Here is a 25,438-nt window from a genome sequence, read left to right on the forward strand (position 1 = left end):
GCCCTCGTTCACGATGCGCTCCCCGCGCGTTCTCCCGAGCACAGCACGTACAGCGCTGCCATGCGGACGGCGACGCCGTTCGCAACCTGCTCGAGCACTGTCGACTGCGGGGAGTCGGCTGCGATGGAGGAGATCTCCAGCCCTCGATTCATAGGGCCGGGATGCATGACCATCGTAGCGTCGGGCAGGCTCCGGAAGCGGGCCTCGCCGAGTCCCCAGTTCTTCGCGTACTCGCGGGTGTTCGGGAAGAACGCGTCGTGCATCCGCTCTGCCTGGATGCGCAGGAGCATGACCGCGGTCGGGTCTGTGGCGAGCGCGCCGTCGAGGTCGCTCGTGATGGTCGCTGGCCAGGCCTCCGTGCGGACGGGAACCAGCGTCGGCGGGCCGACGAGCGTGACCTTTGCGCCAAGCGTGGTGAGGAGCCAGACGTTCGACCGCGCAACCCGCGAGTGCAGGATGTCGCCGACGATGACGATGTGGCAGCCGTCGAGGCCCTTGCCGCGAGCCGCAGCACGCCCGTGCACGCGACGCCGGAGCGTGAACGCGTCGAGGAGCGCCTGCGTGGGGTGCTCGTGCATCCCGTCGCCCGCGTTCAGGATGGGGGCGTCGATCCAGTCACGTTCTGCGAGGAGCTGCGGCGCACCACTCGAGGGATGCCTGATGACGACGGCGTCCGCGCCGATGGCCTTGAGCGTCTGCGCCGTGTCCTTCAGCGACTCGCCCTTCGAGACGCTCGACCCCTTGGCTCCGAAGTTGATGACGTCGGCCGAGAGCCGCTTCTCTGCAGCCTCGAAGGAGATTCGCGTCCGAGTCGAGTCCTCGTAGAACAGGTTCACCACCGTGATGCCACGCAGCGCCGGCAGCTTCTTGACCTCGCGGTCGCCGACGTCGGACATGTCCTCTGCGATGTCGAGCAGCATGATCGCGTCGTCGCGCGACATTCCCTTGGTTGAGAGCAGGTGCTTCACGCGCGTCCCCCGTCCGTGATGACAACCCGGTCGCCGCCGTCGAGCTCGGTGAGCTCGACGCCGATGCGCTCGCTGCGGGCCGACGGCAGATTCTTGCCCACGTAGTCGGCGCGGATCGGGAGCTCGCGGTGACCCCGGTCGACGAGGACGGCGAGCTGCACGGCACGGGGGCGCCCGGTGTCGCTCAGCGCGTCAAGGGCGGCGCGGACGGTCCTACCAGAGAACAGCACGTCGTCGACGAGCACGACGGTCTTGCCGTCGATTCCGCCGACGGGAATGTACGTGGGCTGCGACACGCGTGCCGGCCCTCTGCGCAGGTCGTCTCGGTACATCGTGACGTCTAGCGCGCCTGCGATGTCGGCGGCTTCGACGTGAATTCCGTTCGTGGCCTCAAAGCCAGCAATGAGGCTGGCGAGGCGCTTCGCGAGGGGAACTCCGCGGCTCGGGATGCCGAGCAGCAGCAGGTCGTTGGACCCGCGGTTCTGCTCGAGGATCTGGTGCGCGATGCGCACAAGGGCTCGTTGAACGTCGTCGTGGTTCAGCACGGTTCGCTGTGACACGTCGACCTCCTTCCCCGCCTCACTGGACGGTGTTAAAGGATGTCTGGGATGAGGGACACCCCTCGACCGAGGTCTTGAGGGTGTCCGGAGCCTGACTGTGGCCCGGGTCCGATCGCCGAGACGAACGAGACCCAGGCCACAAGCCTAGCATCGGGCTACTGCTCGCTGATGCGACCGAGCACTCCGTGGATGAACTTCCCCGAGGCGTCCGTCGAGTACTCGCCAGCAGCGCTGACGGCCTCGGTGATCGCGACTGCGGCAGGGATCTCGTCGTTGTACTTGAGCTCCCAGATCGCCACCCGGAGGATCGACCGGTCGAGGGCTGGCATCCGCTCGAGCGTCCAGTCACGCGCGGTCTCGACGATGTAGCCGTCGATCTCGTCGGCGTGCTCGATGACACCGAGCACGATCTCCCTGGCGTAGCGCCAGCTCGCCGCGCGGTCGGGCTCGTCTGCGGCCCGTTCCGCCTCCTGCCCGAGGAGCTCGGGGATGGGCGTCCCGCGGACGTCGGAGGCGAAGAGGATGTCCATGGCGCGCTTGCGCGCCTTCGTGCGTGCGCTCACTAGTCGTTGACGCGGCCCAGGTAGTCGCCCGTGCGGGTGTCGATCTTCACCTTGGTGCCCGCGTCCACGAACAGTGGCACCTGGATCTCGGCGCCCGTCTCCACGGTTGCCGGCTTGGTGCCCGCGTTGGAGCGGTCGCCCTGCAGGCCCGGCTCGGTGTACGTGATCTCCAGCACAACCGACGGCGGGAGCTCGATGTAGAGCGGCTCGCCCTCGTTCAGCGCGATCTGCACGCTCTGCTGCTCGAGCATGTACTTCGCGGCGTCGCCCACGATCCGCTCGTCGAGCGTGATCTGGTCGTAGTCGGTCTGGTCCATGAAGACGTAGCCGTCGCCGTCACGGTAGAGGTACTGGAAGTCGCGGCGGTCGACCGTCGCGGTCTCGATCTTGGCGCCGGCGTTGAACGTGCGGTCGACGGTCTTGCCGCTGACGACCTGCTTGAGCTTGGTGCGCACGAACGCACCGCCCTTGCCAGGCTTGACGTGCTGGAAGTCGATGACCTGCCAGAGTTGCTTCTCGATGAGAAGCACAACGCCGTTCTTGATGTCTGCCGTAGTTGCCATGGAAGTTTCTCCGTGTCCATCCCGCGGTGGTGCGGGATTCTTCAGTTATCGGCACCTGGTTGAGGTACGCGCGAGCTGTCGGCGCGAGGCTTTCGCCCCAGCGGCCCCGGAGAAGTCTAGTGCAGGGTGTCGCGCGAGTACCGATTCGCCTCGCTCAGGGCGCGGATGCCCTCGAAGGCGGCGAGGTACGACCCCGCACCGAGGCCCGCGACGACGCCAGTGGCAACCCCGGAGATGACGCTCGTGTGTCGGAACGTCTCGCGGGCGTGCGGGTTCGACAGGTGGACCTCGATGACCGGGGTCCCTGTCTCCGTGACGATGGAGACGGCGTCGCGCAGCGCGATGGAGTAGTGAGTGAGCGCCGCAGGGTTCAGGATGACCGGGGTGCGTGCGTCCGCTGCCTCGTGCAGCCACTCGACGAGTTGCCCCTCGTAGTTGGATTGGCGCGCATCGATCTCGAAGTCGCTGCCCGCCGCTGTCCTCAGGAGTTCTTCGATGTCGGCAAGCGTCTGCGTGCCGTACGTCTCTGGCTCCCTGGTGCCGAGTCGGTCGAGGTTCGGGCCGCCGAGGACGAGAATGCGCATGGCGGCCAGTCTAGCGACGAGGTCAGGCGAAGGCCGCCGACTGGACGACGGACTCGTCGGCGTCGATCAGTCCGTTGCGCACGAAGGCGTTCCAGACTCCGTTGTCGTCCACGCCCGTCGTCACCTGGTCGGCATGAGCCTTGATTGCGTCAGGGCGTTGCCCATGGCGACGCCAACGCCCGTGAGCTCCAACATTTCCACGTCGTTGATGCTGTCGCCGATGCCGATGGTGTCCGCCGGGTCGAGGCCCTTGAGACGACAGACCTCGAGGATCGCGCTGCCCTTGTTGACGTCGCGCTACAGCAGTTCGCCGCTGTGCGGACCGAGCACTGGCACGGTGGCGTTGATGATGTCGAAGCGCCCCTCGAACGCCGCCCTGATGTCGTCGATCGGGGTCGCGGCGCTCAGGAAGCACATCTTGCCGATGTCGTCGCGCAGCACCTGCCCGCCTTCGTCGAAGAACTTCTCGAACTGCACCTGGCCGTCCGCCTCGACCCGATTGGACTCGGCGAGCTCCGCGGCGAGCAGCCTGCGCAGGTGCGCACGGAATCCAGGGCTCGCGACCACCGCCGAGTCGCTCTGCACGTAGAAGTCGATGCCGGCCCGCGTGAAGTAGTCGATCGCGAACGCGGCATCCTCAATGGGCATCGTGCGCGAGACGCGTGTCTCTCCGTCGAGCCACACGAAGCTGCCGCCAGCGCTCACGATCCCGTCGAAGCCGATGTCGAGGATCTGCGGGTAGATCTCGGCGCGCGAGCGTCCCGTGCAGATGAAGAGCAGGTGTCCGGCTGCCCTGGCCCGGACGACCGCCTCGACGGTCGACGCCTGTATCTGCTCCTGCTCGTCGATGAGTGTTCCGTCGATGTCGAGGAACACGATGCGCCTGGTCAACTGGGTCCTTTGCAGAGTGGATTCGTTGGGCCGCCGCGGGCCCGCCGTCCAGGCTAGACGATGGTCCGTCCACGCCGGCTCGGTCGGCTGGCGGTTGAACCGGTGTGCGCCTAGCCTCTGAGCATGGTTGCAGACCGCAGGATTCTGGCCGATGAGCCTGCTTCACCCGTATCGCTCGAGCGCGCGACCGCTGCGCTGCGGGCGAGTTGGCCCGCGCTCGACGCCCGACTCGTCGGCGGGTGGCACCTGGGTTTCTCCGAGGGGTTCACGAGGCGCGCCAACAGTGTGTGGATGCTCGGCGAGGTGCCAGACGCCCAGGCCGCGATAGGCGAGGTTGAGGAGGCATACCGGGTGCGCGGGCTCCCGAGCCGGTTCCTCACGACCGATTCGAGCGCGGAGACCGAGGTCGCCGCGCTGCGAGCATTCGGCTACGTGCCCGCGCTCACGGGGAGGATCCTCGCCACACCGACAAGCGGAACGGATGCGGGCAGTGCTGCTCAGGGAGCCGGACGGCGGGGGCCCTTGACCTCGGGAACCGCCGCCGTCTCGAGGACCGGGTCGGAGCTACCAGCCGAGTGGCTTGACGCCTGGCTGAGTTGGAACGGTCGGCGTCTGCCGAGCGATCGTCGGCTTGCCCCACGCATCCTCGGTGCAACCCGCTCCACGTTCCTCGAAGTGCGGGCCGAGGGGACCCTGGCCGCGCTGGCGCGTCTCACGATTGCCGATGACACCGCCGTGATCGACTGCCTGGTCACGGACAGCGGAAGGCGCGGGCGGGGCTACGGTCGCCTGCTCGTCGACCTCGCGAAGCGGGAGGCTGCGGAGCAGGGAGCGCTTGCGTGCCTCGCCATGGTCGTTGACAGCAACGCCGCTTCCCTGCACCTGTTCGCTCGGGCGGGGTTCAGCGAGCTCGGCGCGTTCCGGTACCTCGAGGGACCAGACCGCAACAGCTGCTGCTGACGTCGGAACCTCAGAGCCCCGCTTCAGCACCCGGCAGTAGGTTTCTGAATCCGACAGGAGTTGAGAGGGGCACCCCATGCGTGAACTGGTCTACTACGTCGCAACCAGCATCGACGGCTACATCGCCGACCCGAGCGGGGGCTACGGCGCCTTCCCAATGGAGGGCGACCACATGGCTGCCGTCATGGACGAATATGCCGACGCGCTGCCTGGGCATGTGCTCGACGCCCTCGGGATCGAGGCACCAGGCACGAGGTTCGACACCGTGATCCTGGGATGGAACACGCTGCGTCCAGCCCTCGAGATCGGCATCGAGAGCCCGTACCCGCACTTGCGCCAGTTCGTCGCGAGCCGCAGCGAACGACGCGTTGCGGACGGCGTCACGCTCACCGACGACCCGGTGCGGGCTGTCCGTGAGCTCAAACGCGAAGACGGGCTGCCGATCTGGCTCTGCGGAGGCGGCGACCTCGCAGGCTCGCTCCTCAGCGAGATCGACCGCCTCATCCTGAAGCGGAACCCTGTGGTCTTCGGGGCTGGGATTCCGCTCTTCGGGAACGCCGCCTATAACCCGATGCCGTTCGTTCCGACTGACGCCCGCCGGTTCGAGTCCGGTGTCACGATCGAAGAACTTGTTCGGGGTGCCGAGCGGGACCCGGGTGGCGTCTAGCTCGCGATCTCCTGGTAGGCCGCGAACAGCAGGCTCTCGTCTGGCGCCCGCATGATCGTCGGGCGCGCGAGGCCGTCGAGAACAACGAATCGAAGCATGGCCCCTCGCGACTTCTTGTCACGGCGCATGGTGGCGAGCAGCGTGTTCCAGCGTCCAGCGGGGTAGCTCGTCGGCAGGCCGAGGAGCTCGAGGATCGCTTTGTGACGGTCGGCAGTCGCATCGTCCAGGCGCCCGGAGAGGCGCGCAAGTTCGGCGACGAAGGCCATCCCGATGGAGATCGCCGCGCCGTGGCGCCACTGGTAGCGCTCAGCGTTCTCGATCGCATGCCCGAGCGTGTGCCCGTAGTTGAGGATCTCTCGAAGGCCCTGCTCGGTGAAGTCCTCGCCGACGACCCTCGCCTTCACGCGGATCGCGAGCTCGAGCACGCGCAGGAACTCCGGGGTGGTCGGATCCGTCGCCAGATTCGGGTCGCGCTCGATGATGTCGAGGATCTCCGGCTCCGCGATGAATCCGGCCTTGACCACCTCGGCGAAGCCAGCCAGGAGTTCGTTCCTCGGGAGACCGGCAAGGATCTCCGGGTCGATGACAACTCCGGCCGGGGGGTGGAATGAGCCGACGAGGTTTTTGCCCTCGTTGGTGTTCAGTCCCGTCTTCCCACCGATGGCGGCGTCGACCATCGCGAGCACGGTCGTCGGCATGTGCACGACCTTGACGCCGCGCAGCCACGTCGCGGCGATGAAGCCGCCGATGTCGCTCGTCGCTCCGCCGCCGATCGTGATGACCGCGTCAGACCTCGTGAAGTCGGCCTGGCCGAGGATCTGCCAGCAGAAGGCGGCCACCTCGATGCGCTTTGCCCCCTCAGCGTCAGGGATCTCGGCGATGAGGACCTGGTTGTACTCGCCGACGAGCTGCTCGCGCACGCGCTCTGCCACATTCGCGAGGTGTGGGGCGTGCACGATCAGGACCTTGGCGACGCCGTCGCCCAGCAGGGCGGGCACCACAGCGGCGGCATCACTGAACTGGCCGGTCCCGATGATGATGTCGCCGTGGGCGCCGGGAACCTCGATGATCTCAGGCAACGTCGCTTGGTCCTTCCTTGGTGTGCTGATCCAGCCACTCCGCGATGTCCTGGACAACGCGGACCATGGGCCGGAATGAGGTGTCGAAGCTCGCGTCGGCAAGACGCTCGTAGGTCTCGCGGCGAGCCTCGTAGATTTCTGTCCAGCTCTCGATGCCCGTGATGAGCGGTCGCTTCGAGTTGCCGGTGATGCGCTCCGTAATGGCTGCGGGGGTCGCCGTCAGCAGGACGACGGTGTGCCCGCCGAGGCGCTTTTGGGTCTCCGCGTCCATTACCGCACCTCCCCCGAGCGAGAGGACTTCCGTCGTCTCGAGGTGCTCGGCGATGACCTCGCGTTCAAGTCGCCTGAACTCGGCCTCCCCGTGCTTGGCGAAGATATCGGGGATGGCGCCGTGTCGATCGACGATGACCTTGTCGGTGTCCGCGTAGCTGGCATCGAGCACCTTCGCGAGGCGACGTCCCGCCCTCGACTTACCCGCGGCGGGCGGGCCGATGAGGACGACGCTCATACGCGCCACTCGCTGAGCGAGTCCCCCATTGGCGTTTCGTCGACGGGTCCTGCCTGGAGCGCGGACTCTGAGACGGATTCGCTCGAAGTCCGAAGCAGTGGCGGGATGCTCGCGAGATAGCTCTCGATGTTGCGCTTCGTCTCCGCGACCGAGTCGCCGCCGAACTTCTCGAGGATGGAATCCGCGATCGTGAGCGCGACCATGGCCTCGACCACAACACCGGAAGCAGGCACGGCGCAGACGTCGGAGCGCTGGTGGTGCGCCGCGGCATCCTGGCCCGTCGCGACGTCGACGGTGTGCAGCGCCTTGGGCACCGTGGCGATGGGCTTCATCCCGGCACGCACGCGGAGAACAGTGCCAGTGGCCATGCCGCCCTCGATGCCCCCGGCGCGGTCGCTTGAACGCACGATGGAGCCGTCGCGAACGTACAGGGGGTCATGCGCCGCCGTACCGGGGCGGCGCGTGGTCTCGAAGCCATCGCCGACCTCGACGCCCTTGATGGCCTGGACACTCATGAGGGCCTTCGCGAGCCGGGCGTCGAGCCTGCGGTCCCAGTGCACGTAGGAACCGATTCCCGGAGGCAGACCCCAGACGAGGACCTCGGTCACTCCCCCGAGTGTGTCGCCGCTCTTGCGGACCTCGTCGATGAGCTCGACAGCCGCAGCGGAGGTCTCCTCGTCGAAGACGCGAACCGGGTCGGCGTCAATCGCGGCGAGGTCACCGTAGCTCGGCAGTGGCGCGTCTTCGGGGACACGCACCGTGCCGATGGCAAGCGTGTGGCTCAGGGCCGTGATGCCCAGCTCGGACAGGAATCGCTTCGCGATCGCCCCGAGCGCGACGCGCGCGGCTGTCTCCCGGGCGCTCGCCCGTTCCAGGACCGGGCGAGCCTCGTCGAAGCCGTGCTTCTGCATGCCGATCAGGTCAGCGTGTCCTGGGCGAGGGCGGGTCAGCTTCGCGCCTCGGCCGGTGTCGAAGACGGCCGCGTCGACGGGCTCCGGGCTCATGACCTCGACCCACTTGGGCCACTCGGTGTTGCCGATGCGGATGCCGATGGGCGAACCCATCGTGAAGCCGTGCCTCACGCCGGCAGAGAGCGTGAGTTCATCCTGTTCGAACTTCATGCGAGCGCCGCGGCCGTGGCCGAGCTTTCGACGCGCGAGGTCGGTACGGAGATCGTCGAGGGAAAGTGGGACACCAGCCGGGAGTCCCTCGAGGATCGCAAGGAGTTCTGGGCCGTGGGATTCCCCGGCCGTGAGCCATCGAAGCATTGGACTATTCTGACACGCGCAGCGCGGCGCTCCGCATCGCGGTGCGCACCTCGGCTTCCTGCGGAAGCGGTTCCGACTCCCCGCGGCCGGTGAACAGCCTCACTTGCACGAGGGCCTGCGCGAGCAGGAGCTCGAGTCCAGACACGACCCGCCCTCCTGCGGACAGCCAGTGCGCGGCGAGTTTCGTGGGCCACGGGTCGTACAGGACGTCGAAGAGCACAGCCCCCTGTACCCAGGCCTCGTCCACGGTGAGGTGGTCGCGGTCGCCAGGAACGGTGTTCACAACCAGATCCGCGGCCTTGGAGCTGGCGGGCCCCGCCTCGAACTGAGCGAAGGTCAAGACCTCGACCCGCACGCCGAGCGAGGACGCGAGCTCTGCAAGAGCCTGCGCGCGCTCCGGAGCGCGGACGACGATGGACAGCTGCTCGGTCTGAAGCGAGGGCAACGCCGCGACCACGGCCGCGGCCGTGCCACCCGCTCCGAGCAGCCGTACCCGACTGGCTCGCTCGACGCCCGCGTCGCTCAGCGCGGCGATGAAGCCCGTCACATCGGTGTTCCATCCGCGGGCAGGAGCCGCTGAACCCGCGTCGTCGAAGACGAGCGTGTTGACTGCGCCGATGTCAGAGGCCGCGGGAGCTAGCGTCGAAGCAAAGTCGAGTGCCTCCTGCTTGAGCGGCATGGTGACGGAGAACCCTCGCCAGCCGTCACCCCGGCTCGCCATGAAGTCCGCGAGTTCGCCTTCCGGGACATCGAAGCGCTCGTAGCGCCAGTCGAGCCCGAGCACCGCGTACGCAGCGGCGTGGATCGCCGGCGACTTCGAGTGGCCGATCGGCGAGCCGAGGACAGCGAGTCGAGTCCCGGTCGATCCCACCTGGGCCTCACCCATATTCGGGGTGATCGGCCATCCAGGCCAGCCACTTGGCGACGGCAACTTCGTGCTCCTCGAACGTCTCGGAGAAGATCGTCTCCCCCGTGTCGAGGTTCCAGGTCACGAAGTAGACCCATGGGCCGTCAGCTGGGTTGACGGCGGCGTCGATCGCAATGTCTCCTGGGTTGGAGATGGGCCCAGCGACCATTCCCGGATGCACGTACGTGTTGTAGACGTTCGCTGCGTCGGCACGCTCCGCGTCGCTCGTCGAGACGCGGTGCGTGTTTCCCGTGCCGTAGGCGACCGTCGCGTCGGACTGCAGGAGCATGCCCATGTCGAGTCGGTTGAGGAAGACCCTCGACACCTTGTAGTAGTCCTCGCGCAGGCCAGCTTCCTTCTGGATGAGCGAAGCGAGGCGAATCGTGTCCCAACGGTCTTCCGGGGCGACGCCGTGTTCGTCGAGCGACTGGAACATGCGATCGACGAGCGTCTTGAGCACGGTCGTCGCGTCGACGCCGGGGTCGAAGCTGTAGGTGGCAGGGAATAGGAAGCCCTCGAGGGTCGTGGCCTCGGCTGGAAGTCCGAAGTTCGCGGGAATCGCTGCCGCCTCGAGTTCGGCGACGGGGATGCCGACGCCACCCTCGATGAGCGCGTAGACGTCCTGGAGTGCAGTGCCTTCAGGGATCACCACGGTCGACTCTTGCCGGTTCTCTGGGTCGAGCAACGAGGCGAGCGCCGATTCGGCGCTCATCTCCTCCTGCATCCCGTAGCTGCCAGGAATGAACACAGGGTCCTCAGGCTGAGCGAGAACCTCGTCGACAAACGCGCCGGAGGTCTTCACGATGCCAACTTCGGCGAGCCGTTCGCCGATCGAGGTGCCGGTATCCCCCGACTCGATCGTGAACGCCATCTCTGTGCCGTTACCGCTCCCCTCGAAGTCTGCGGAGGACGCGCCCCCGCCGAACAGGCTGCGGAGCTGAGAGCCGAAGCCGAACCAGACGACAGCTGCGCTGACGGCGACAACCACGACGAGGACGAGGACGACCAGCAGGCTTCGCTTGCCCTGCTTCGCCGCCGCTGACTCGCGTCTGCGGCTCCCGCCGGACCGCCGTGGGCTGCCTTCTTTGGCATCCGCCGTCTTCGCAGTCTCGTCGGAGAAGAGGTCGCCGAATGGGTCGTCCGGCGTAAACCGCTTTCGTCCGTCTTGGCTACCTGGGGGCTGGTTGTCCGTCAGAGTCCTGATCCTTTCGGGAGAGGAGCTCACCCGGCGCACGTCCGGATTGGCGCTCCGCGTCGAGCGAGGTCTGCAAGATGACGACTGCCGCCATCTGGTCGATGATGTGACGAGATCTGGATGCTTTCCTGCCGACGTCACGGAGCTGTCGACTTGCACTCACCGTCGTCAGACGCTCGTCCACCAACCTGAGTGGCACCGGGGAGTGAGCGGCGATCTGCTCGGCGACGCTCCGCGCGTCCGCAGTGGACGCGGTCTCGGCGCCGGAGAGCGAGAGAGGCAGACCGACGACGATCTCGATCGCGTCGTATTCGGCGACGAGCTCCGCGATGCGCCTCGCGTGCGCGTCGCCCTTGGCTCCGTCCCGCGGAACCGTCTCGAGCGGCGTCGCGAGCATCCCGTGCGGGTCGCTCCTGCTGACACCGACGCGGGCCTTGCCCACGTCGACGCCGAGGCGTGTGCCGAAGCGGATGTCAGCCATTCGCCAGTTCGGACCGGATCGCGGCGAGCGCGTCGTCAAGGCGTTCGACGTCGGTGCCGCCACCCTGGGCCACGTCAGGCTTGCCGCCGCCGCCGCCGCCGAGGATCGGTGCCGCGATGCGAACGAGAGCGCCAGCGCCGGCGCCAGCGTCCCGCGCGGCCTGGTTGGTGGCCACGAGGACGATCGGCTTGCCGTTCGAGGCCGCGCCAAGCGCGACCACGGCTGGGCGGTCACCAAGCTGCTCGCGGACGGCGAGCGCAAGTGAGCGCAGCTCGTCGGCGCTGCGGATGTCGCCGAGGTGCTTCGCGACGAGCACAACGCTGCCAGCCGTGCTGGCTTCCGCGGCGATCGCCGGTACGCGCTGCATGGCCTCGGCGGCTTCGAGCTCAGCGATGCGCTTCTGCGCGGCCTTGAGGCTCGCGGAGAGGTCCTGCACCCTGTCGGCAAGCTGCTCGCGAGGTGCCTTCAGGTTGCTCGTGAGCTGCGAGACGATGGCACGCTCGACTGCGAAATCGGCGAACGCATCCCGGCCGACGAGCGACTCGATCCGTCGGTTGCTCGACCCCACCGAGGACTCGCCGACGAGGTTGACGATGCCGATCTCGGAAGAGGCCGCGACGTGCGTGCCGCCGCACAGCTCGCGAGACCAGGGGCCGCCGATGTCGACCATGCGCACTCGGCTTCCGTACTTCTCGCCGAAGAGGGCACGTGCGCCGAGGGACTTGGCCTCGTCGAGGTCCATCTCCCGCGTCGTGACCGCGTGGTTGGCGCGGATGGCGTCGTTCACGATGCCCTCGAGCTCCGACTTGGTGTCGGTCGTGAGCGCCTGGCTCCACGAGAAATCGAGGCGGAGGTACCCGGCCTTGTTGTAGGAGCCGGACTGGTGCGCGTCCGGCCCGAGCACGTCGCGAAGCGCGGCGTGGAGGAGGTGCGTCGCCGTGTGGGCCTGGTTCGCGCTCCGACGGTAGCCGGGATCGACGATCGTCTCGACGCGGTCGCCGACGGCGACCTCTCCCGAGACGATGGAGACGGTGTGGCTGACGAGCCCCGCAATGGGGCGCTGGACGTCAACGACGTCGGCGACGAGACCGCGAGACGCTGACGTGATCTGGCCGGAGTCAGCCTCCTGGCCACCAGATTCTGCGTACAGCGCCGTGCTCGCCAGGATCATCTCGACCTGCTGGCCGACGCCGGCGCTCACGGCGGGGAGCCCGTCGACGATGAGACCGAGCACCTCGCTCTCGTGGGCGAGATCGGTGTAGCCGACAAACGTGGTCTCGCCGAGCGAACGGAACTCGCTGTAGACGGAGACATCTGCAAGGGCAGAGCGCTTGGACTTCGCGTCAGCCTTCGCACGTGTGCGCTGCTCGCTCATGAGCCGCTCGAAGGCCTCGCGGTTCACGCTGACGCCAGCTTCCTCGGCGATCTCCACGGTCAAGTCGATGGGGAAGCCGAACGTGTCGTGGAGCTTGAAGGCGGTTTCGCCGGAGAGGTGCTGCACGCCGCTGGCGCGCGTCTCCGTGACGGCGGTCTCGAGGATCGCGGTGCCTGCGGCGAGCGTGCGGAGGAACGTCTCCTCCTCGGCGTAGGCGAGGCGGGCGATGCGTGGGAACTCGTCGACGAGCTCCGGGTAGGCGGCCTGCATGGCCTCCTTGGAGGCGGGAAGAAGCTTCGGCAGGCTCGCGCCCTCGAAGCCGAGGAGTCGCATAGCGCGCACGACACGACGAAGCAGGCGCCGCAGGATGTAGCCGCGCCCTTCGTTGCCAGGCTCCACCCTGTCCGCCATCAGCATGAGCGAAGAGCGCACGTGGTCGGCGACGACGCGCATGCGAACGTCATCCTCGTGCACCGCTCCGTAGGCCTTGCCCGAGATCTCTGCGGCCATGTCGAGTACAGGGCGCACCTGATCGATCTCGTACATGTTGTCGACGCCCTGCTTGATGAACGCGATGCGCTCGAGCCCCATGCCGGTGTCGATGTTCTGCTTCGGCAGGTCCGCGACGATTTCGTAGTCGTCCTTCGTGGTGCCCTCGCCGCGCTCGTACTGCATGAACACGAGGTTCCAGATCTCGACGTAGCGGTCGTCGTCGGTGGCTGGACCGCCGTCGGCGCCGTACTCGGGGCCGCGGTCGAAGAATATCTCCGAGCATGGTCCGGCCGGGCTGCCTGGACCGCCTGCTGACCAGAAGTTGTCCTTCATGCCGAGCCCCTGGATGCGCTCGTCCGGGAACCCGGTGACCTCGCGCCAGATACCGCGGGCCACGTCATCCTTCTCGTAGACGGTGATCCAAAGATCTTCCGGCTGGAATCCGAGGCCGCCAGCGCTCTCGGGAGTCGTCAGGAGCTCCCAGGCGAACTCGATCGCGCCTTGCTTGAAGTAGTCGCCGAAGGAGAAGTTCCCGCACATCTGGAAGAACGTGCCGTGCCTCGGCGTCTTGCCGACCTCTTCGATGTCGTTGGTCCTGATGCACTTCTGGACGCTCACCGCGCGTTCGAACGGCGCGGGGACAACTCCCGTGAAGTAGGGAATGAACGGCACCATTCCCGCGATCGTGAACATGATCGTCGGGTCGTCGCTCACCAGGGGAGCTGAAGGAACAACGGTGTGCCCGCGCTGCTCGAAGAAGTCGAGGTAGCGGCGACGGATCTCGGCGGTTTGCATCGTGCTGTGTGGCTCTTTCTCTGGCGGCGACTGACGAAGGTGCCCGGGTGCGGGGGGTGGCTTGTCGCGCTACTTGATGTCGGCGATAGCCGCCGAGAGGTCGTGTGTGCGGGCGCGGTAGCCCTCCGCAACGGCCTCGGTGAACTCGTCGACGCGCCCATTCACGCCAGCGAAGAACTTACGTCCGGCCGGGGTGGAATTGACGAGGTGGGCGAGTGCGAATCCTGCGGCGATGCCGCCGATGATGCTGAGCGCTGTGCGCATGAGATCTCCTAAGACGGGGTGAGAGTGTGTCGAGCTGGTCAGCGGGTGCCGCGCGACTTCGGCTTCTTCGGCTTCGCCGACGCCTTGACCGTTGCGGGGCTGTCGCTCTTGAAGCTGGAGATGCCTGCGCGGACGGCGGCGGAGAAGCCGGCGAGCTTGATGAGCGGGCCGCCGACAGTCGCCGCGGTCAGCGCGACGAGGCTCGAGACGTTGCTGGTCGTCTCGGAGACGTGGGTTGTGATGCTGTCGATCTTCGCAAGCTGCTTGTTGGCCTCGAGCACGGTGACCTGGGTCTCCGCGAGGGTCGGCGTGATGGCGTCCACGGACTCGCGGATGCCGCTGCGCACCTCGTCGAGGACCCCGCCGAGCTTGAGCAGCGGGACAGCGAGCAGAAGGACGAGGACGAGGAAGACTCCGGCCGCGATGAGGCCGGCGATGTCGCCACCAGACATGGTGCTCCTTACTAAGTGCAGCGAGCCGCCGCACGGATAAACGCACGGTGCAGCCGCACGGTAGACGAGCGGCGCAGCGCCGCAGGACAGACAAAAGGGCGGGTCATCTTGCGATGACCCGCCCCTATGTTAGTTGGCTCAGGCGGCTCGGGTTGCCCCGAACTGCCAGTTCCGGCGAACCGGAGCGCCTGCTTGGCTAGCGAGCAGCGTAGTACTCCACGACGAGCTGAACTTCACACGTCACCGGGACCTCGACGCGCTTCGGGCGACGCACGAGGCGCGCCTGGAGCGTTGCGAGGTCCACATCGAGGTACGCGGGGAGCTTCGGGAGGACGTCCGCGTGGCCACCGGCTGCGGCGACCTGGAAGACCTCGAGAGCCTCAGAGCGCTGCTTGACCTGGATGAGCTGACCCGGCTTCACGCGGAAGCTGGGGCGGTCGACGAGCTTGCCGTCGACGAGGATGTGGCGGTGCACGACGAGCTGACGAGCCTGTGCCGTGGTGCGGGCGAAGCCCGAACGCAGGACCAGGGCGTCGAGGCGCATCTCGAGCAGCTCGACGAGGTTCTCACCCGTCAGGCCTGCCGCGCGACGCGACTCTTCGAAGACGATGCGAAGCTGCTTCTCGCGGAGCCCGTACTGGGCGCGCAGACGCTGCTTCTCGCGCAGACGAACGGCGTAGTCGCTGTCGGTCTTGCGACGCGTGCGGCCGTGCTCGCCCGGTGCGTACGGGCGCTTCTCGAGCGCGCGCTCTGCCTTCGGGGTGAGCGCGATGCCGAGTGCGCGGCTGAGGCGCACCTTGCTGCGTGAACGTGAGGTCTTGGACACAATTGCCTTTCGAGCGAAGTTTGGCGCGCGTGAGCGCGCAGAAATGAAGTTGCTCTCCGCCAAGGCTGTGCCCCGGCGTCAAACTTGAGCAGTGTCACGCGTGCGTCGGCTACAGACTGCACGCCTTACTCTCGGAGGCGCAGCCGCACGCAACCCCGGGAGGTAGACCGAGAAAGACTAGCACAGGGCCGGCGTCGTTCAGTTTCCGGGCTTCGTGATGGCCCGCAGCTTCTCGAGCCTGGCCGCTATCTCGCGCTCCTCGCCGAAGCGGGTCGGCGAGTAGTACTCGCGGCTGCTCAGCTCGTCGGGGAGGTACTGCTGCTCGGAGACACCGCGCGCGTCGTCGTGCGGGTACTTGTACCCCTTCCCGTGGCCGAGGCGCTTCGCCCCGGCGTAGTGGGCGTCCCTGAGGTGCTTCGGCACGCGGCCGATGCCGCCGGCCTTGACGTCGGCGATCGCTGCGTTTATGCCGGAGTACGCGGCGTTCGACTTCGGTGCCGTCGCGAGGAACACGGTTGCCTGGGCGAGCGGGATACGCCCTTCCGGCATGCCGATCAGCTGGACCGCATCCGCTGCTGCCACTGCCATCTCGAGCCCACGCGGCTCGGCGAGACCGATGTCCTCGCTCGCGAGCACGATGAGCCTGCGTGCGATGAAGCGAGGGTCCTCCCCCGCGACGATCATGCGCGCCAGGTAGTGGAGCGCGGCATCTGGGTCGCTCCCCCGCACCGACTTGATGAAGGCGCTGATGACGTCGTAGTGCTCGTCGCCGTCTCGGTCGTACCGAAGCAGCGCCTGGTCGGAGGCGCTGGAGACGATCTCCGCGTCGATCGTCGTCTGCTCTGACGCGTGCGCGGCGGCGGCAGCCGCTTCGAGGGTTGTGAGCGCTCGGCGGGCATCACCCGAGGAGAACTGAACAATCGCGCGCTTTGCGTCGTCAGCGACCTCGAACGCACCTGAGAGCCCGCGCTTGTCCGAGGCCGCCCGGTCGATGAGCTCGATGAGGTCGGCCTCGTCGAGCGGCTGCAGGGTGAGGAGCAGGCTCCGCGAGAGCAGTGGGCTGATCACCGAGAACGACGGGTTCTCCGTCGTGGCGGCCACGAGCGTCACCCAGCCGTTCTCCACGCCGGGAAGGAGTGCGTCCTGCTGCGCTTTGGTGAAGCGGTGAATCTCGTCGAGGAACAGCACTGATTGGATCCCGTAGAGGTCGCGCTGGGTCAGCGCCTCATCCATCACCTGACGGACGTCTTTGACCCCGGCAGAGATCGCCGAGAGCTGGGTGAAACGCTTGCCAGAGGTGTGCGCGATCGCCTGCGCGAGCGTCGTCTTCCCCGTGCCCGGTGGGCCCCACAGGATGACGGAGGTGCCGGCCCTCGTGTCCTGCTCAGGGGAAGCGAGGGCCCGAAGGGGCGAGCCAGGGCGCAGCAGGTGCCGCTGCCCGACCACTTCGTCGAGAGATCTCGGGCGCATCCGCACCGCTAGGGGCGCAGTTGTGCCCGCAAGGCTGGGCGCGTCACCGGTCATGAAGCCCGATGTTAGTAAACTCCCCTCTGGTGCCTGCACGGCATGCTGAGGACAAGCGAATGAGGCACAGTGGCAACTTCGGACAAGAACTCCCGCGAACAGCGTCGGCGTACCCGCGAGTACGAGGCGCGCGTTGCCGTCCACGAGCGTGGAGTGCGGCGACGGAGCCGAGACAACCGCACCTGGGCGATCGCGCTTGTCGTGGTGGCGCTTGTCGTCGGTGCTCTGCAGGTTTTCTACTTCACGGGAGGCCCTGGCGCGGAGACACCTGCCGCAGAGTCGACTTCCTCACCAGAGGCCACGCCAGCCGGAGAGGTACCAGACCCCGCACTCGCAGAATCTCGTGCCTGGACCGGTGAGCTGACGTTCAACGACGACATCACCCTCGACATCGAACTCGACGGCGCCGCTGCTCCGCAGGCCGTCGCCAACATGGTCTCGCTCAGCGGCGAGAACTACTTCACCGATACGGCTTGCCACCGCCTGACGACGGAAGGGCTCTTCGTGCTCCAATGCGGCGATCCGACCGGCACGGGCACGGGCGGCCCTGGGTACAGCTGGGGGCCCATCGAGAACGCCCCAGAGGATGGCGTCTACCCGGCAGGCACTATCGCCATGGCTCGCCAGGGTGGGAACGCCGAGAGCATGGGAAGCCAGTTCTTCATCGTCTACGAAGACACCACTCTGCCTGGTGACGCAGCAGGCGGGTACACCGTTATGGGGAAAGTCACCAGCGGCCTCGACAAACTCATCTCCGGCATTGTTGATGAGGGCGTTGACCCCGCTTCTGGGGCAGGCGACGGAGCTCCACTTGCTCCAGCCGTTATCACGTCCCTGTCGCTGAAGTAACTCACTACCAGGCCAGCCGCATCGCCCCTTGTTGAGACTGGGCGTGCGTTGGTGAAGGAAACCTCCCCAGTGTCCTAGCATGGGGAGTCAGTCGCGCAAGCTGCGCAAACGCCTACCGTGAGGGAATACTCGCCATGTCTGCACTCCCCCAGAATCCATGGGGCCGCGTCGAAGAAGACGGCACCGTGTACGTGATCGAAGAAGGTACTGAGCGCAAGGTCGGCCAGTACCCCGACGGCACGACCGAGGAGGCTCTCGCGTACTTCGTTCGCAAGTTCTCTGACCTCGAAGGTCAGGTGTCCCTGCTCGAACAGCGCGTCAAGAACGGAGCGCCCGCCTCCGATATCGCGAAATCGGCCAAGCACCTCAGCGCCCAGCTGGACGGTGCAAACGCCGTCGGCGACCTGGCAGCGCTTCGCACTCGACTCGAGGCCCTCGGGGGCACCGTCAGCGAGCTGACGGAGCAGCAGCGCGAGGCGCAGCAGGAAGAGATCGCTGGAGCCCTCCAGGAGCGCGAAGCGATCGTCGTCGAAGCCGAACGGCTCGCCGCTCAGCCGCCAGCATCCATCCAGTGGAAGCAGACGACGGCAAGCATCGACGAGCTCTTCACGAAGTGGAAGACGCACCAGCAGGACGGACCCCGTCTGCCGAAGACGGAGGCAAACGCCCTCTGGAAGCGCTTCCGCGGTGCACGCAGCACGCTCGAGCGTGAGCGTCGTGCCTTCTTCGCCGAACTCGACGCCAGCCACAAGACGGCACGCGACGCCAAGACGAAGATCCTCGAGCGTGCAGAGGCTCTCGCATCTCGCGGCGCTGACGGAGTTGCCGAGTACCGTCGTCTCCTCGACGAGTGGAAGGCTGCCGGCCGCGCCGGTCGCAAGTACGACGACGCCCTCTGGAACCAGTTCAAGGCCGCCGGAGACGTGCTCTTCCAGGCCAAGGGCGAGGTTGACGCCGCGGACAACGAAGAGTACGCCGCAAACTACGAGGTGAAGGCCGCTCTGCTCGAGGAGGCGACGCCCATCCTGGAGATCACGGACCGCCGAGCTGCTCGCGAAAAGCTTGCAGACATCCAGCGTCGCTGGGACGAGGTCGGCCGCGTTCCCCGCGAGAACTTCAAGGCGACGGAAGACCGCCTCCGCGCGATCGAGCAGCACGTACGCAAGCTCGACGACGACCACTGGCAGAAGTCAAACCCTGAGCGCCAGGCGCGCAGCCAGGGCATGCACAGCCAGCTCACCGAGGCGATCGAGAAGCTCGAGGCCGAGCGCGCGGCTGCAGAGGCGCGCGGCGACAAGCGTGCCGTCAAGGAAGCAGAAGAGGCGCTCGAGGCGCGTCGGGTCTGGCTCGGCGCCATCGGCAACTAAGTCCTGATAGCGCTCTCCACAGCTCCCTGAGCTGATCGGAGCGTGAGGACTGAAGTGGGGCAGGATGCGAGTGTGCATCCTGCCCCACTTCGTCTGCTGCCTGAAGCTGAGCTGCAGATCATGGTGCGCGACGGCGACATCGTCTGCTTCGGGCACCAGAGCGCTCGGGGCTACGCCTCGGTGGCCGACCAGATCACGCCACAGGCCCGCGCCGAGACGCTCGAGCCGTTGCTCATGGGGAACTGCGCCGTAGGAGGCGCGTCGGCCGTCTGGGTCCACGGAGGCGGCCCGCCGCCGCTCGAGGTGACGCTGGCCACGGCACGTGGCTCCCGCTCACCTCAGAGGTACGTCACGGGCGTGCGCTACCGGTCGACGGCCCCGCCAGAGCGAGACGTCATGCTCGTCGGCAGGGTCCGAGTGGTTCGGCCGCGACAAGCGCTCTTCGACCTGCTCCATGACCCGGAGGCCGGCCAGGCCACGATCGACCTCGCGGTGAGGCTCCTCGCTCTGGACCCTGTCGATCTGCTCGCTGAGCGATCGACCGTCAGACGCCCCTACGCGTCGCTCGCGAGGAGGCGAGCGGCGCTGGCGAGGCCCTACTGAGTCTTGACCCGGTACACGTCGTAGACGCCGTCGATGCGACGGACCGCGTTGAGCACGCGGTCGAGGTGCGTCGTGTCGCCCATCTGGAAGGAAAACTTGCTGATGGCGAGGCGGGCCTTCGAAGTGTGGACAGTTGCAGACAGGATGTTGACGTGATGCTCGCTGAGGACGCGGGTGACGTCGCTCAGCAGGCCAGAACGGTCGAGCGCCTCGACCTGGATGTTCACGAGGAACACGCTCGAGGAGCTCGGGGCCCACTGGACCTCGATCATGCGCTCCGGCTCGCGCAGCAGGCTCGCGACGTTGTTGCAGTCTGCGCGATGCACGGACACGCCCTGGCCACGCGTCACGAAGCCCAGGATCTCGTCTCCTGGGACCGGAGTGCAGCACTTGGCGACCTTGACGAGGATGTCGGGCGCGCCCCTGACGAGCACGCCGGAGTCGCTGGTGGTCGGGATCGTGGTGCCAGGCGTGAACTGCGGGGCCTCGTCGGCTGCAGGCACGTCCTGCTCCTGACGCAGCGCCGCCTGCAGCTTCTCCATGACCGATTGGGTTGAGACGTGCCCATCACCGACGGCGGCGTAGAGCGCGGTCACGTCGAGGTAGCGGAGGTTGGAGGCGACGGATGAGAACGCCTCCTGCACGTGGTCCTTGTTGAGCGGCAGGCCGGCCTTCCGGAGCGCCTTCGCGACGGAATCCTTGCCCTGCTCGATGGCCTCGTCGCGGCGTTCCTTCGAGAACCACTGCCTGATCTTGTTCTTGGCTCTGGCGCTCGCGACGAAGGTCAGCCAGTCCTGCTTCGGACCTGCGTCGGGGTTCTTCGACGTGAAGACCTCGACGACGTCGCCGTTCTGCAACTTCGAGTCGAGCGGCAGGAGCCGCCCGTTGACCTTGGCGCCCATCGTCCGGTGACCGACATCCGTGTGGATCGCGTAAGCGAAGTCGACAGGCGTTGCGCCAGCGCTCAGGCCGATGACCTTCCCCTGCGGGGTGAAGACGTAGACCTCCTTGGCGCCGAGGTCGAAACGCAGCGAGTCGAGGAACTCACCAGGGTCCGTGGTCTCCTGCTGCCAGTCGCTGAGGTGCTTGAGCCACGCCATCTCGGTGCGTGTCTCGTCGGTCTTGTCCTGCTTGCCCGACTGCGCGTTCTGCTTGTACATCCAGTGCGCGGCCACACCGAACTCGGCGCGTCGGTGCATCTCGACGGTGCGGATCTGGATCTCGACAGGCTTGCCGTCCGGCCCGATGACCGTGGTGTGCAGCGACTGGTAGAGGTTGAACTTCGGTGTGGCGATGTAATCCTTGAAGCGGCCGGGCATGGGCGTCCACCTCGCGTGGATCGCCCCGAGGACGCCGTAGCAATCGCGCACGGAATCGACGATGAGTCGGATGGCCGTGAGGTCGTAGATCTCGTCGAAGTCGCGGCCCCGCACGATCATCTTCTGGTAGATCGAGTACAGCTCCTTGGGACGCCCGTAGACGTCGCCGCGCATCTTGAGCTGACGGAGGTCTGACTGCACCTCGGCGATGACTCGCTGCACGTACTTCTCGCGCTCGGGCTGGCGGTGCGCGACGAGGTTCTTGATCTCGGAGTAGATCTTTGGGTTGATGACTGCGAACGAGAGGTCCTCGAGCTCGTTCTTCATCGCCTGGATACCCATGCGGTGCGCGAGGGGCGCGTAGATCTCGAGGGTCTCCTTGGCCTTGCTCTTCGCCTTCTCGGGAGACATGAAGCCCCACGTGCGGGCGTTGTGGAGCCGGTCCGCGAGCTTAATGACAAGAACCCGGATGTCCTTGGACATCGCGACGACCATCTTGCGCACGGTCTCTGCCTGCGCATTGTCGCCGTACTTCACCTTGTCGAGCTTGGTGACGCCGTCGACGAGCATCGCGATCTCGTCCCCGAAATCGGAGCGAAGCTCGTCGAGCGTGTACTCCGTGTCCTCGACGGTGTCATGGAGGAGGGCTGCTGCCACCGTGATGGAGCCGATCCCGAGGTCAGCGAGAATCTTCGCGACGGCTACGGGATGCGTGATGTACGGCTCGCCGCTGCGGCGGAACTGCCCTTCGTGGGCGTCTTTGGCGACTTCGTAGGCACGCTGCACCAGCGCGGTGTTCGCGCGAGGGTCGTGCTTTCTGAGCGACTTGAGAATCGGCTCGAGGACGTGCACGGGCTGCTTCGCGAACATTCGCGGCATTCGCCAGCGCAGCGAGGAGACTTCACTCATGCAGCACCTCCATATGAATCATCACCCTGGTCTGCGTGGGTACGCGGACCAGGGTGATGACAAGTTATCACCGTGCGGGCAGTCCTCAGGACGCGGAGGCCTTTGGTGCCGGCTCCGACTCCTCTGCCTGCGCTTCTTCGGTGTCCTCATCGTCGTCTGCTGAGTCCTCGCGCTCCTTGAGCGTGCGTGCACGAGCGGCGAGGATGCGCCTGTCCGTGCGAGCGATCTCGGGCTCGCGAGAGCGGAGAGCGGCGTACAGCGGGCCGGCGACGAAGATCGTCGAGAGGGCGCCGACGAAGATGCCGATGAACAGAGCGAGTGCTATGTCGCGGAGCGTGCCAGCTCCCATGAGGAACGCGCCGATGAAGAGGATCGCACCGACGGGGAGCAGGGCGACGACCGAGGTGTTGATCGATCGCACGAGCGTTTGGTTGATCGCCAGGTTGACGAGCTCGCCGAAGGTCCTCGAGGACTCCGCGTTGTAGTCCTCGGCGTTCTCGCGGATCTTGTCGAACACCACGACGGTGTCGTAGAGCGAGTAGCCGAGGATCGTCAGGAAGCCGATGACGGCGGCCGGCGTGACCTCGACGCCAGTCACGGCGTAGACGCCAGCCGTGACGACCAGGTCGTGGGCCAAAGCGACGAGCGCCGCGATCGACATCTTCCAAGTGCGGAAGTACAGGGACATCAGGATTGCGGCGATCGCGACGAAGACGCCGAGGCCGATCACCATCTGGCGAGTGATGTCTTGTCCCCACGATGGCCCGATGGTCGAGAGGTTGACGTCTTCGATCGGAACCGAGTAGGCCTCAGCAAGCTGCGCCCGCAGCTCCGTGTTCGCGTCCTCCGACAGCGAGTCGGTCTGCACACGGATGCCGCCGTCGCCGAGCACCGCCACCTTGGCGGGTGTCGGGGTGAACTCGGCCGCCGCGGCGATCGCTGGCTCCTGCTCGTCGCTCGCCGGCTGCGAGATCAGGAACTCGGATCCACCGGTGAACTCGATACCGAGCTCGAGCCCGCCCCTGAGGATCGGAACCAGAATGGAGATGAGCACCGCGATTCCCGCGATGGAGAACCAGATCTTCCGCCTGCCGACGAAGTCGAAGGAGCGCTCACCGGTGTACAGGTCATTGCCAAGCGTCTGGAACTTGCTCATCAGGCCTTCTCCCCATTGCTCGTCGTCGACTTCTGGTCGGCGTTTCCCGATCCGGCGGCGACGAGGTCGTCGCCTGCCTTCTTTGCCGCCTCAGCCTTGCGCTCTGCGAGGGTCTGCCGTTTCGTGGCCTCACGAGTCGCGCCGCGCTTCTTCTGCTCCGGCGTGCGGAACGTGCCGCGACCGCGGTAGACGGCGCCAAGCGAACGCGGGTCGAGCCCGGATGCAGGGTGCCCGTCCGCAAAGAATGGCGTCCGTGCCAGGAGGCGCATGAGCGGGTGCGTGAACAGGGTCACGACGATGATGTCGATGATGGTCGTGATGCCGAGCGTCAGCGCGAAGCCGCGCACGTTGCCGACAGCAACGAAGAGCAGCACGATGGCGACGAGGAAGTTCACGGCATCGGAGGCGAGGATCGTGCGAATCGCCCGAGTCCATCCACCCTCGACAGCCGAGACGAGACCCTTGCCGTCTCGCAACTCATCCTTGATTCGCTCGAAGTAGACGATGAAGGAGTCGGCCGTGATGCCGATGGCGACGATGAGGCCAGCGACACCCGCCAGCGACAGCCTGTACCCCTCTTGGTTGGAGAGATACGTCACGACTATGTAGGTCAGGGTGGCGGCGATAACCAGTGAGGCGACGGTGACGAGGCCCAGCGTCCGGTACTGGAAGAGCGAGTACACGACAACTGCCGCGAGCCCGATGAGGCCCGCGATGAGGCCGTTCACCAGCTGCGAGCTGCCGAGGGTCGCCGAGATCGTCGAGGTCGACTGCGCGACGAAGTTGAAGGGCAGGGCTCCGAACTTCAGCTGGTCGGCGAGCGCCTTCGCGCTCTCCTCGTTGAAGTTTCCGGAGATCTGCGGCTTGCCGTCAGTGATCGCTGCGTTGGTGGTCGGAGCCACGATGACCTGGTTGTCGAGTGTCACCGCGAACCGGTTCTGGTTCTCCGTGAGGCCGACGAGGCGCTCGGTGACGGCAGCGAACTCCTGGGTTCCCTGCGCGTCGAACTCGATGTTCACAGCCCACTGGTTGGTGGTCGCGCCGGTGCTCGTCGTGGTGAGCCCGCTCGACGCGTCTGCGATGCGCTCGCCCGTGACCTCGACGGGGCCGAGGACGTACTTCTCGGTGCCGGAGTCGTCGCACGTGATGAGCGGTTGCGTTGGGTCGATCTCAGCGGCGGGCGCGAGGTCGGCGCAGTTGAACTGCAGGAAGTCGACGTACATCTGCTCCGTGACCCAGTTCAGGTCACTCGCATTGGTGGGCTCCGCCGTCGGCGTTGTCGAGAGCTCTTCCGGCAGCTGGTCCGCTGGGATGGCCTGGCTGTTGGCAGCCTGGTCGGCGACGAGCACGGCGCGGAACTCGAGCTTCGCGGAGTTCTCGATGCGGTCGCGAGTCAGCTGGTCCATCTCACCCGGCACGGAGACGACGATGTTCCGCCCGCCCTGCGTGGTGATCTCGGCCTCGGAGACGCCTGAGGCGTCGATGCGCTGGCGGATGATCGAGACTGCTTGCTGCATCTGCTCGGACGACGGATCGGCCTGGCCCTCAGGCAGCTGGGCCGCGAGTACGACCTGCGTTCCGCCCTCGAGGTCGAGCGCGAGGCGCGGGGTCCACTGACCCCCCTGCGTGGCGACGGCCAGCCAGTTGAGGCCCACGAGGGCAAGGATGAGGATCAAGAGCCACGTGAGCGTGCGCCAGGCGCGCTGGACGATGCCAGCACCCCGACCACGACGCGCCGATGACGTTGTCGACTTCGCCAAGAGAGTTCTGCCTTCTGACCTCGAGACGAGGCCCGTGCGTGAAAGGGAGGGAGTCGCCTACGCCTTGTTGATGTTGGGTCCGGACTCAGAGCCGTTGTCGCCGTCGCGGCGTTCTGCCTCTGCCTCGGCTTCGATCTCGGAGCGCTCCTCGACCACGTCGTGCTCGGCAAGCGCGGAGGCGTCGTCGGGAACGGCGGGCGTGAGGATGCTCGCGATCGTCATCGAGTGAACGCGGAGGCGCGTGCCTGGCTCGGACTCGATCGTCGTGATGTTGTTGTCCTCGTCGATGTCGACGATCGTGCCGTAGACGCCGCTCTGCGTCATGACGTCGGCGCCGATGACGGCGCTGCTGCGCATCTCCTGCTGCTGCGCAGACCGCTTCTTGTTGCTGCGCCACATGAAGAAGATCATGACGCCGAGGAGGACGAGGGGAAGAAGGAGCGTGAGATCCATTGTGGGTGCCTTTCTGGCAGTCCGTACTACGACTATGCACGCCCGGAACGACGGCAAACGCATCTAGTGTACGTCGGCGTCGCGCGGATGTCGCTCAGCA

At 66.6% G+C, this 25,438-nt stretch carries 25 protein-coding genes and 1 pseudogene; 5 read left to right on the forward strand and 21 right to left on the reverse strand.

All coding sequences use genetic code 11. The annotated features are described in order from the left end of the window. Positions 1–8: 8 nt before the first annotated feature. From FHX72_RS03345 to FHX72_RS03375, 6 genes and pseudogenes are all read right to left on the reverse strand, one after another. Positions 9–968, reverse strand: a complete 960-nt coding sequence (locus FHX72_RS03345; protein ID WP_183622996.1) for an aspartate carbamoyltransferase catalytic subunit — start codon at positions 966–968, stop codon at positions 9–11. Next, complete coding sequence (gene pyrR, locus FHX72_RS03350; RefSeq protein WP_183622998.1) at positions 965–1,528, reverse strand: bifunctional pyr operon transcriptional regulator/uracil phosphoribosyltransferase PyrR; 564 nt, start codon at positions 1,526–1,528, stop codon at positions 965–967. Before pyrR ends, FHX72_RS03345 begins: the two co-directional genes overlap by 4 nt. A gap of 155 nt (positions 1,529–1,683) precedes the next feature. Beyond that, a complete protein-coding gene (gene nusB / locus FHX72_RS03355) occupies positions 1,684–2,091 on the reverse strand; it encodes a transcription antitermination factor NusB (RefSeq protein WP_068484434.1) in 408 nt (135 codons plus the stop codon). Next, positions 2,091–2,654, reverse strand: a complete 564-nt coding sequence (gene efp, locus FHX72_RS03360) for an elongation factor P (RefSeq protein ID WP_068484432.1) — start codon at positions 2,652–2,654, stop codon at positions 2,091–2,093. The genes nusB and efp overlap by 1 nt, the downstream gene beginning before the upstream one ends. Before the next feature lie 116 nt (positions 2,655–2,770). Beyond that, entirely contained in the window at positions 2,771–3,238 is a 468-nt protein-coding gene (locus FHX72_RS03365; protein ID WP_183623000.1) for a type II 3-dehydroquinate dehydratase, read from the reverse strand. Between the two features lie 120 nt (positions 3,239–3,358). Then, a pseudogene (locus tag FHX72_RS03375) lies at positions 3,359–4,114 on the reverse strand (Cof-type HAD-IIB family hydrolase). Between the two features lie 138 nt (positions 4,115–4,252). Between FHX72_RS03375 and FHX72_RS03380 the strand changes: the two are divergent. Next, positions 4,253–5,089 (forward strand): GNAT family N-acetyltransferase, encoded by an 837-nt coding sequence (locus tag FHX72_RS03380; protein ID WP_183623004.1) that lies wholly within the window; start codon positions 4,253–4,255, stop codon positions 5,087–5,089. 76 nt (positions 5,090–5,165) lie between these two features. Continuing rightward, positions 5,166–5,756: a dihydrofolate reductase family protein gene (locus FHX72_RS03385; RefSeq protein WP_068492762.1), complete on the forward strand. Its 591-nt coding sequence runs from the start codon at positions 5,166–5,168 to the stop codon at positions 5,754–5,756. Here FHX72_RS03385 and aroB read toward each other — a convergent pair. The 11 genes from aroB to FHX72_RS03440 all read right to left on the reverse strand — a co-directional run bounded on the left by aroB (position 5,753) and on the right by FHX72_RS03440 (position 16,922). Next, on the reverse strand, positions 5,753–6,835 hold the full coding sequence (gene aroB, locus FHX72_RS03390; RefSeq protein ID WP_183623005.1) for a 3-dehydroquinate synthase: 1,083 nt from the start codon (positions 6,833–6,835) through the stop codon (positions 5,753–5,755). The genes FHX72_RS03385 and aroB overlap by 4 nt on opposite strands. Next, the gene (locus FHX72_RS03395) at positions 6,828–7,343 is read right to left on the reverse strand and encodes a shikimate kinase (RefSeq protein ID WP_068484420.1); all 516 of its coding nucleotides are present in this window, start codon (positions 7,341–7,343) and stop codon (positions 6,828–6,830) included. The genes aroB and FHX72_RS03395 overlap by 8 nt, the downstream gene beginning before the upstream one ends. Beyond that, the gene (aroC, locus tag FHX72_RS03400) at positions 7,340–8,611 is read right to left on the reverse strand and encodes a chorismate synthase (protein ID WP_183623007.1); all 1,272 of its coding nucleotides are present in this window, start codon (positions 8,609–8,611) and stop codon (positions 7,340–7,342) included. The genes FHX72_RS03395 and aroC overlap by 4 nt, the downstream gene beginning before the upstream one ends. A gap of 4 nt (positions 8,612–8,615) precedes the next feature. Beyond that, entirely contained in the window at positions 8,616–9,497 is an 882-nt protein-coding gene (locus tag FHX72_RS03405) for a shikimate dehydrogenase (RefSeq protein WP_068484416.1), read from the reverse strand. Further along, positions 9,490–10,743: an endolytic transglycosylase MltG gene (mltG, locus tag FHX72_RS03410; protein ID WP_338110038.1), complete on the reverse strand. Its 1,254-nt coding sequence runs from the start codon at positions 10,741–10,743 to the stop codon at positions 9,490–9,492. Before mltG ends, FHX72_RS03405 begins: the two co-directional genes overlap by 8 nt. After that, on the reverse strand, positions 10,688–11,194 hold the full coding sequence (gene ruvX, locus FHX72_RS03415; RefSeq protein ID WP_068484412.1) for a Holliday junction resolvase RuvX: 507 nt from the start codon (positions 11,192–11,194) through the stop codon (positions 10,688–10,690). The genes mltG and ruvX overlap by 56 nt, the downstream gene beginning before the upstream one ends. Next, positions 11,187–13,856: an alanine--tRNA ligase gene (gene alaS, locus FHX72_RS03420; RefSeq protein ID WP_068484410.1), complete on the reverse strand. Its 2,670-nt coding sequence runs from the start codon at positions 13,854–13,856 to the stop codon at positions 11,187–11,189. Before alaS ends, ruvX begins: the two co-directional genes overlap by 8 nt. 69 nt (positions 13,857–13,925) lie before the next feature. Next, positions 13,926–14,120, reverse strand: coding sequence for a Na+ dependent nucleoside transporter N-terminal domain-containing protein (locus FHX72_RS03425; protein WP_068492773.1), 195 nt, complete (start codon positions 14,118–14,120; stop codon positions 13,926–13,928). 38 nt (positions 14,121–14,158) lie between these two features. Further along, positions 14,159–14,572 carry a DUF948 domain-containing protein gene (locus tag FHX72_RS03430; protein WP_068492775.1) on the reverse strand — a complete coding sequence of 138 codons (414 nt, stop codon included), beginning with the start codon at positions 14,570–14,572 and terminating at the stop codon, positions 14,159–14,161. 196 nt (positions 14,573–14,768) lie between these two features. Further along, the gene (gene rpsD, locus FHX72_RS03435; protein ID WP_068484404.1) at positions 14,769–15,398 is read right to left on the reverse strand and encodes a 30S ribosomal protein S4; all 630 of its coding nucleotides are present in this window, start codon (positions 15,396–15,398) and stop codon (positions 14,769–14,771) included. A gap of 198 nt (positions 15,399–15,596) precedes the next feature. Then, positions 15,597–16,922: a replication-associated recombination protein A gene (locus FHX72_RS03440; RefSeq protein ID WP_082805555.1), complete on the reverse strand. Its 1,326-nt coding sequence runs from the start codon at positions 16,920–16,922 to the stop codon at positions 15,597–15,599. A gap of 69 nt (positions 16,923–16,991) precedes the next feature. On the opposite strand from FHX72_RS03440, the gene FHX72_RS18525 reads away from it, so the two are divergent. From FHX72_RS18525 to FHX72_RS03455, 3 genes are all read left to right on the forward strand, one after another. After that, positions 16,992–17,771, forward strand: a complete 780-nt coding sequence (locus FHX72_RS18525) for a peptidylprolyl isomerase (RefSeq protein ID WP_183623009.1) — start codon at positions 16,992–16,994, stop codon at positions 17,769–17,771. 134 nt (positions 17,772–17,905) lie between these two features. Beyond that, on the forward strand, positions 17,906–19,138 hold the full coding sequence (locus FHX72_RS03450; RefSeq protein WP_068484398.1) for a DUF349 domain-containing protein: 1,233 nt from the start codon (positions 17,906–17,908) through the stop codon (positions 19,136–19,138). A gap of 72 nt (positions 19,139–19,210) precedes the next feature. Further along, the gene (locus FHX72_RS03455) at positions 19,211–19,741 is read left to right on the forward strand and encodes a hypothetical protein (RefSeq protein WP_068484396.1); all 531 of its coding nucleotides are present in this window, start codon (positions 19,211–19,213) and stop codon (positions 19,739–19,741) included. Here FHX72_RS03455 and FHX72_RS03460 read toward each other — a convergent pair. From FHX72_RS03460 to yajC, 4 genes are all read right to left on the reverse strand, one after another. Then, positions 19,735–21,969, reverse strand: coding sequence for a RelA/SpoT family protein (locus tag FHX72_RS03460; protein ID WP_183623010.1), 2,235 nt, complete (start codon positions 21,967–21,969; stop codon positions 19,735–19,737). The two genes, FHX72_RS03455 and FHX72_RS03460, sit on opposite strands and share 7 nt — an antisense overlap. An 85-nt stretch (positions 21,970–22,054) precedes the next feature. Next, positions 22,055–23,125 (reverse strand): protein translocase subunit SecF, encoded by a 1,071-nt coding sequence (gene secF / locus FHX72_RS03465; RefSeq protein ID WP_068492783.1) that lies wholly within the window; start codon positions 23,123–23,125, stop codon positions 22,055–22,057. Beyond that, entirely contained in the window at positions 23,125–24,885 is a 1,761-nt protein-coding gene (gene secD / locus FHX72_RS03470) for a protein translocase subunit SecD (protein WP_221186702.1), read from the reverse strand. The genes secF and secD overlap by 1 nt, the downstream gene beginning before the upstream one ends. 57 nt (positions 24,886–24,942) lie before the next feature. After that, on the reverse strand, positions 24,943–25,338 hold the full coding sequence (gene yajC, locus FHX72_RS03475; RefSeq protein ID WP_068484390.1) for a preprotein translocase subunit YajC: 396 nt from the start codon (positions 25,336–25,338) through the stop codon (positions 24,943–24,945). Between the last annotated feature and the right edge of the window lie 100 nt (positions 25,339–25,438).

It is taken from the genome of Pseudoclavibacter helvolus (genome assembly GCF_014191305.1).
Lineage (GTDB): Bacteria > Actinomycetota > Actinomycetes > Actinomycetales > Microbacteriaceae > Pseudoclavibacter > Pseudoclavibacter helvolus.

What these genes read in the sequence shown, in the direction of transcription:
- alaS (WP_068484410.1), bottom strand. Translation starts at nt 13,856, where the DNA reads ATGCAAACCGCCGAGATCCGTCGCCGCTACCTCGACTTCTTCGAGCAG.
- FHX72_RS03440 (WP_082805555.1), bottom strand. Translation starts at nt 16,922, where the DNA reads ATGACCGGTGACGCGCCCAGCCTTGCGGGCACAACTGCGCCCCTAGCG.
- FHX72_RS03385 (WP_068492762.1), top strand. Translation starts at nt 5,166, where the DNA reads ATGCGTGAACTGGTCTACTACGTCGCAACCAGCATCGACGGCTACATC.
- FHX72_RS03405 (WP_068484416.1), bottom strand. Translation starts at nt 9,497, where the DNA reads ATGGGTGAGGCCCAGGTGGGATCGACCGGGACTCGACTCGCTGTCCTC.
- FHX72_RS03380 (WP_183623004.1), top strand. Translation starts at nt 4,253, where the DNA reads ATGGTTGCAGACCGCAGGATTCTGGCCGATGAGCCTGCTTCACCCGTA.
- FHX72_RS03425 (WP_068492773.1), bottom strand. Translation starts at nt 14,120, where the DNA reads ATGCGCACAGCGCTCAGCATCATCGGCGGCATCGCCGCAGGATTCGCA.
- yajC (WP_068484390.1), bottom strand. Translation starts at nt 25,338, where the DNA reads ATGGATCTCACGCTCCTTCTTCCCCTCGTCCTCCTCGGCGTCATGATC.
- aroC (WP_183623007.1), bottom strand. Translation starts at nt 8,611, where the DNA reads ATGCTTCGATGGCTCACGGCCGGGGAATCCCACGGCCCAGAACTCCTT.
- efp (WP_068484432.1), bottom strand. Translation starts at nt 2,654, where the DNA reads ATGGCAACTACGGCAGACATCAAGAACGGCGTTGTGCTTCTCATCGAG.
- ruvX (WP_068484412.1), bottom strand. Translation starts at nt 11,194, where the DNA reads ATGGCTGACATCCGCTTCGGCACACGCCTCGGCGTCGACGTGGGCAAG.
- FHX72_RS03395 (WP_068484420.1), bottom strand. Translation starts at nt 7,343, where the DNA reads ATGAGCGTCGTCCTCATCGGCCCGCCCGCCGCGGGTAAGTCGAGGGCG.
- FHX72_RS03460 (WP_183623010.1), bottom strand. Translation starts at nt 21,969, where the DNA reads ATGAGTGAAGTCTCCTCGCTGCGCTGGCGAATGCCGCGAATGTTCGCG.
- FHX72_RS03365 (WP_183623000.1), bottom strand. Translation starts at nt 3,238, where the DNA reads ATGCGCATTCTCGTCCTCGGCGGCCCGAACCTCGACCGACTCGGCACC.
- FHX72_RS03450 (WP_068484398.1), top strand. Translation starts at nt 17,906, where the DNA reads ATGTCTGCACTCCCCCAGAATCCATGGGGCCGCGTCGAAGAAGACGGC.
- secF (WP_068492783.1), bottom strand. Translation starts at nt 23,125, where the DNA reads ATGAGCAAGTTCCAGACGCTTGGCAATGACCTGTACACCGGTGAGCGC.
- FHX72_RS03430 (WP_068492775.1), bottom strand. Translation starts at nt 14,572, where the DNA reads ATGTCTGGTGGCGACATCGCCGGCCTCATCGCGGCCGGAGTCTTCCTC.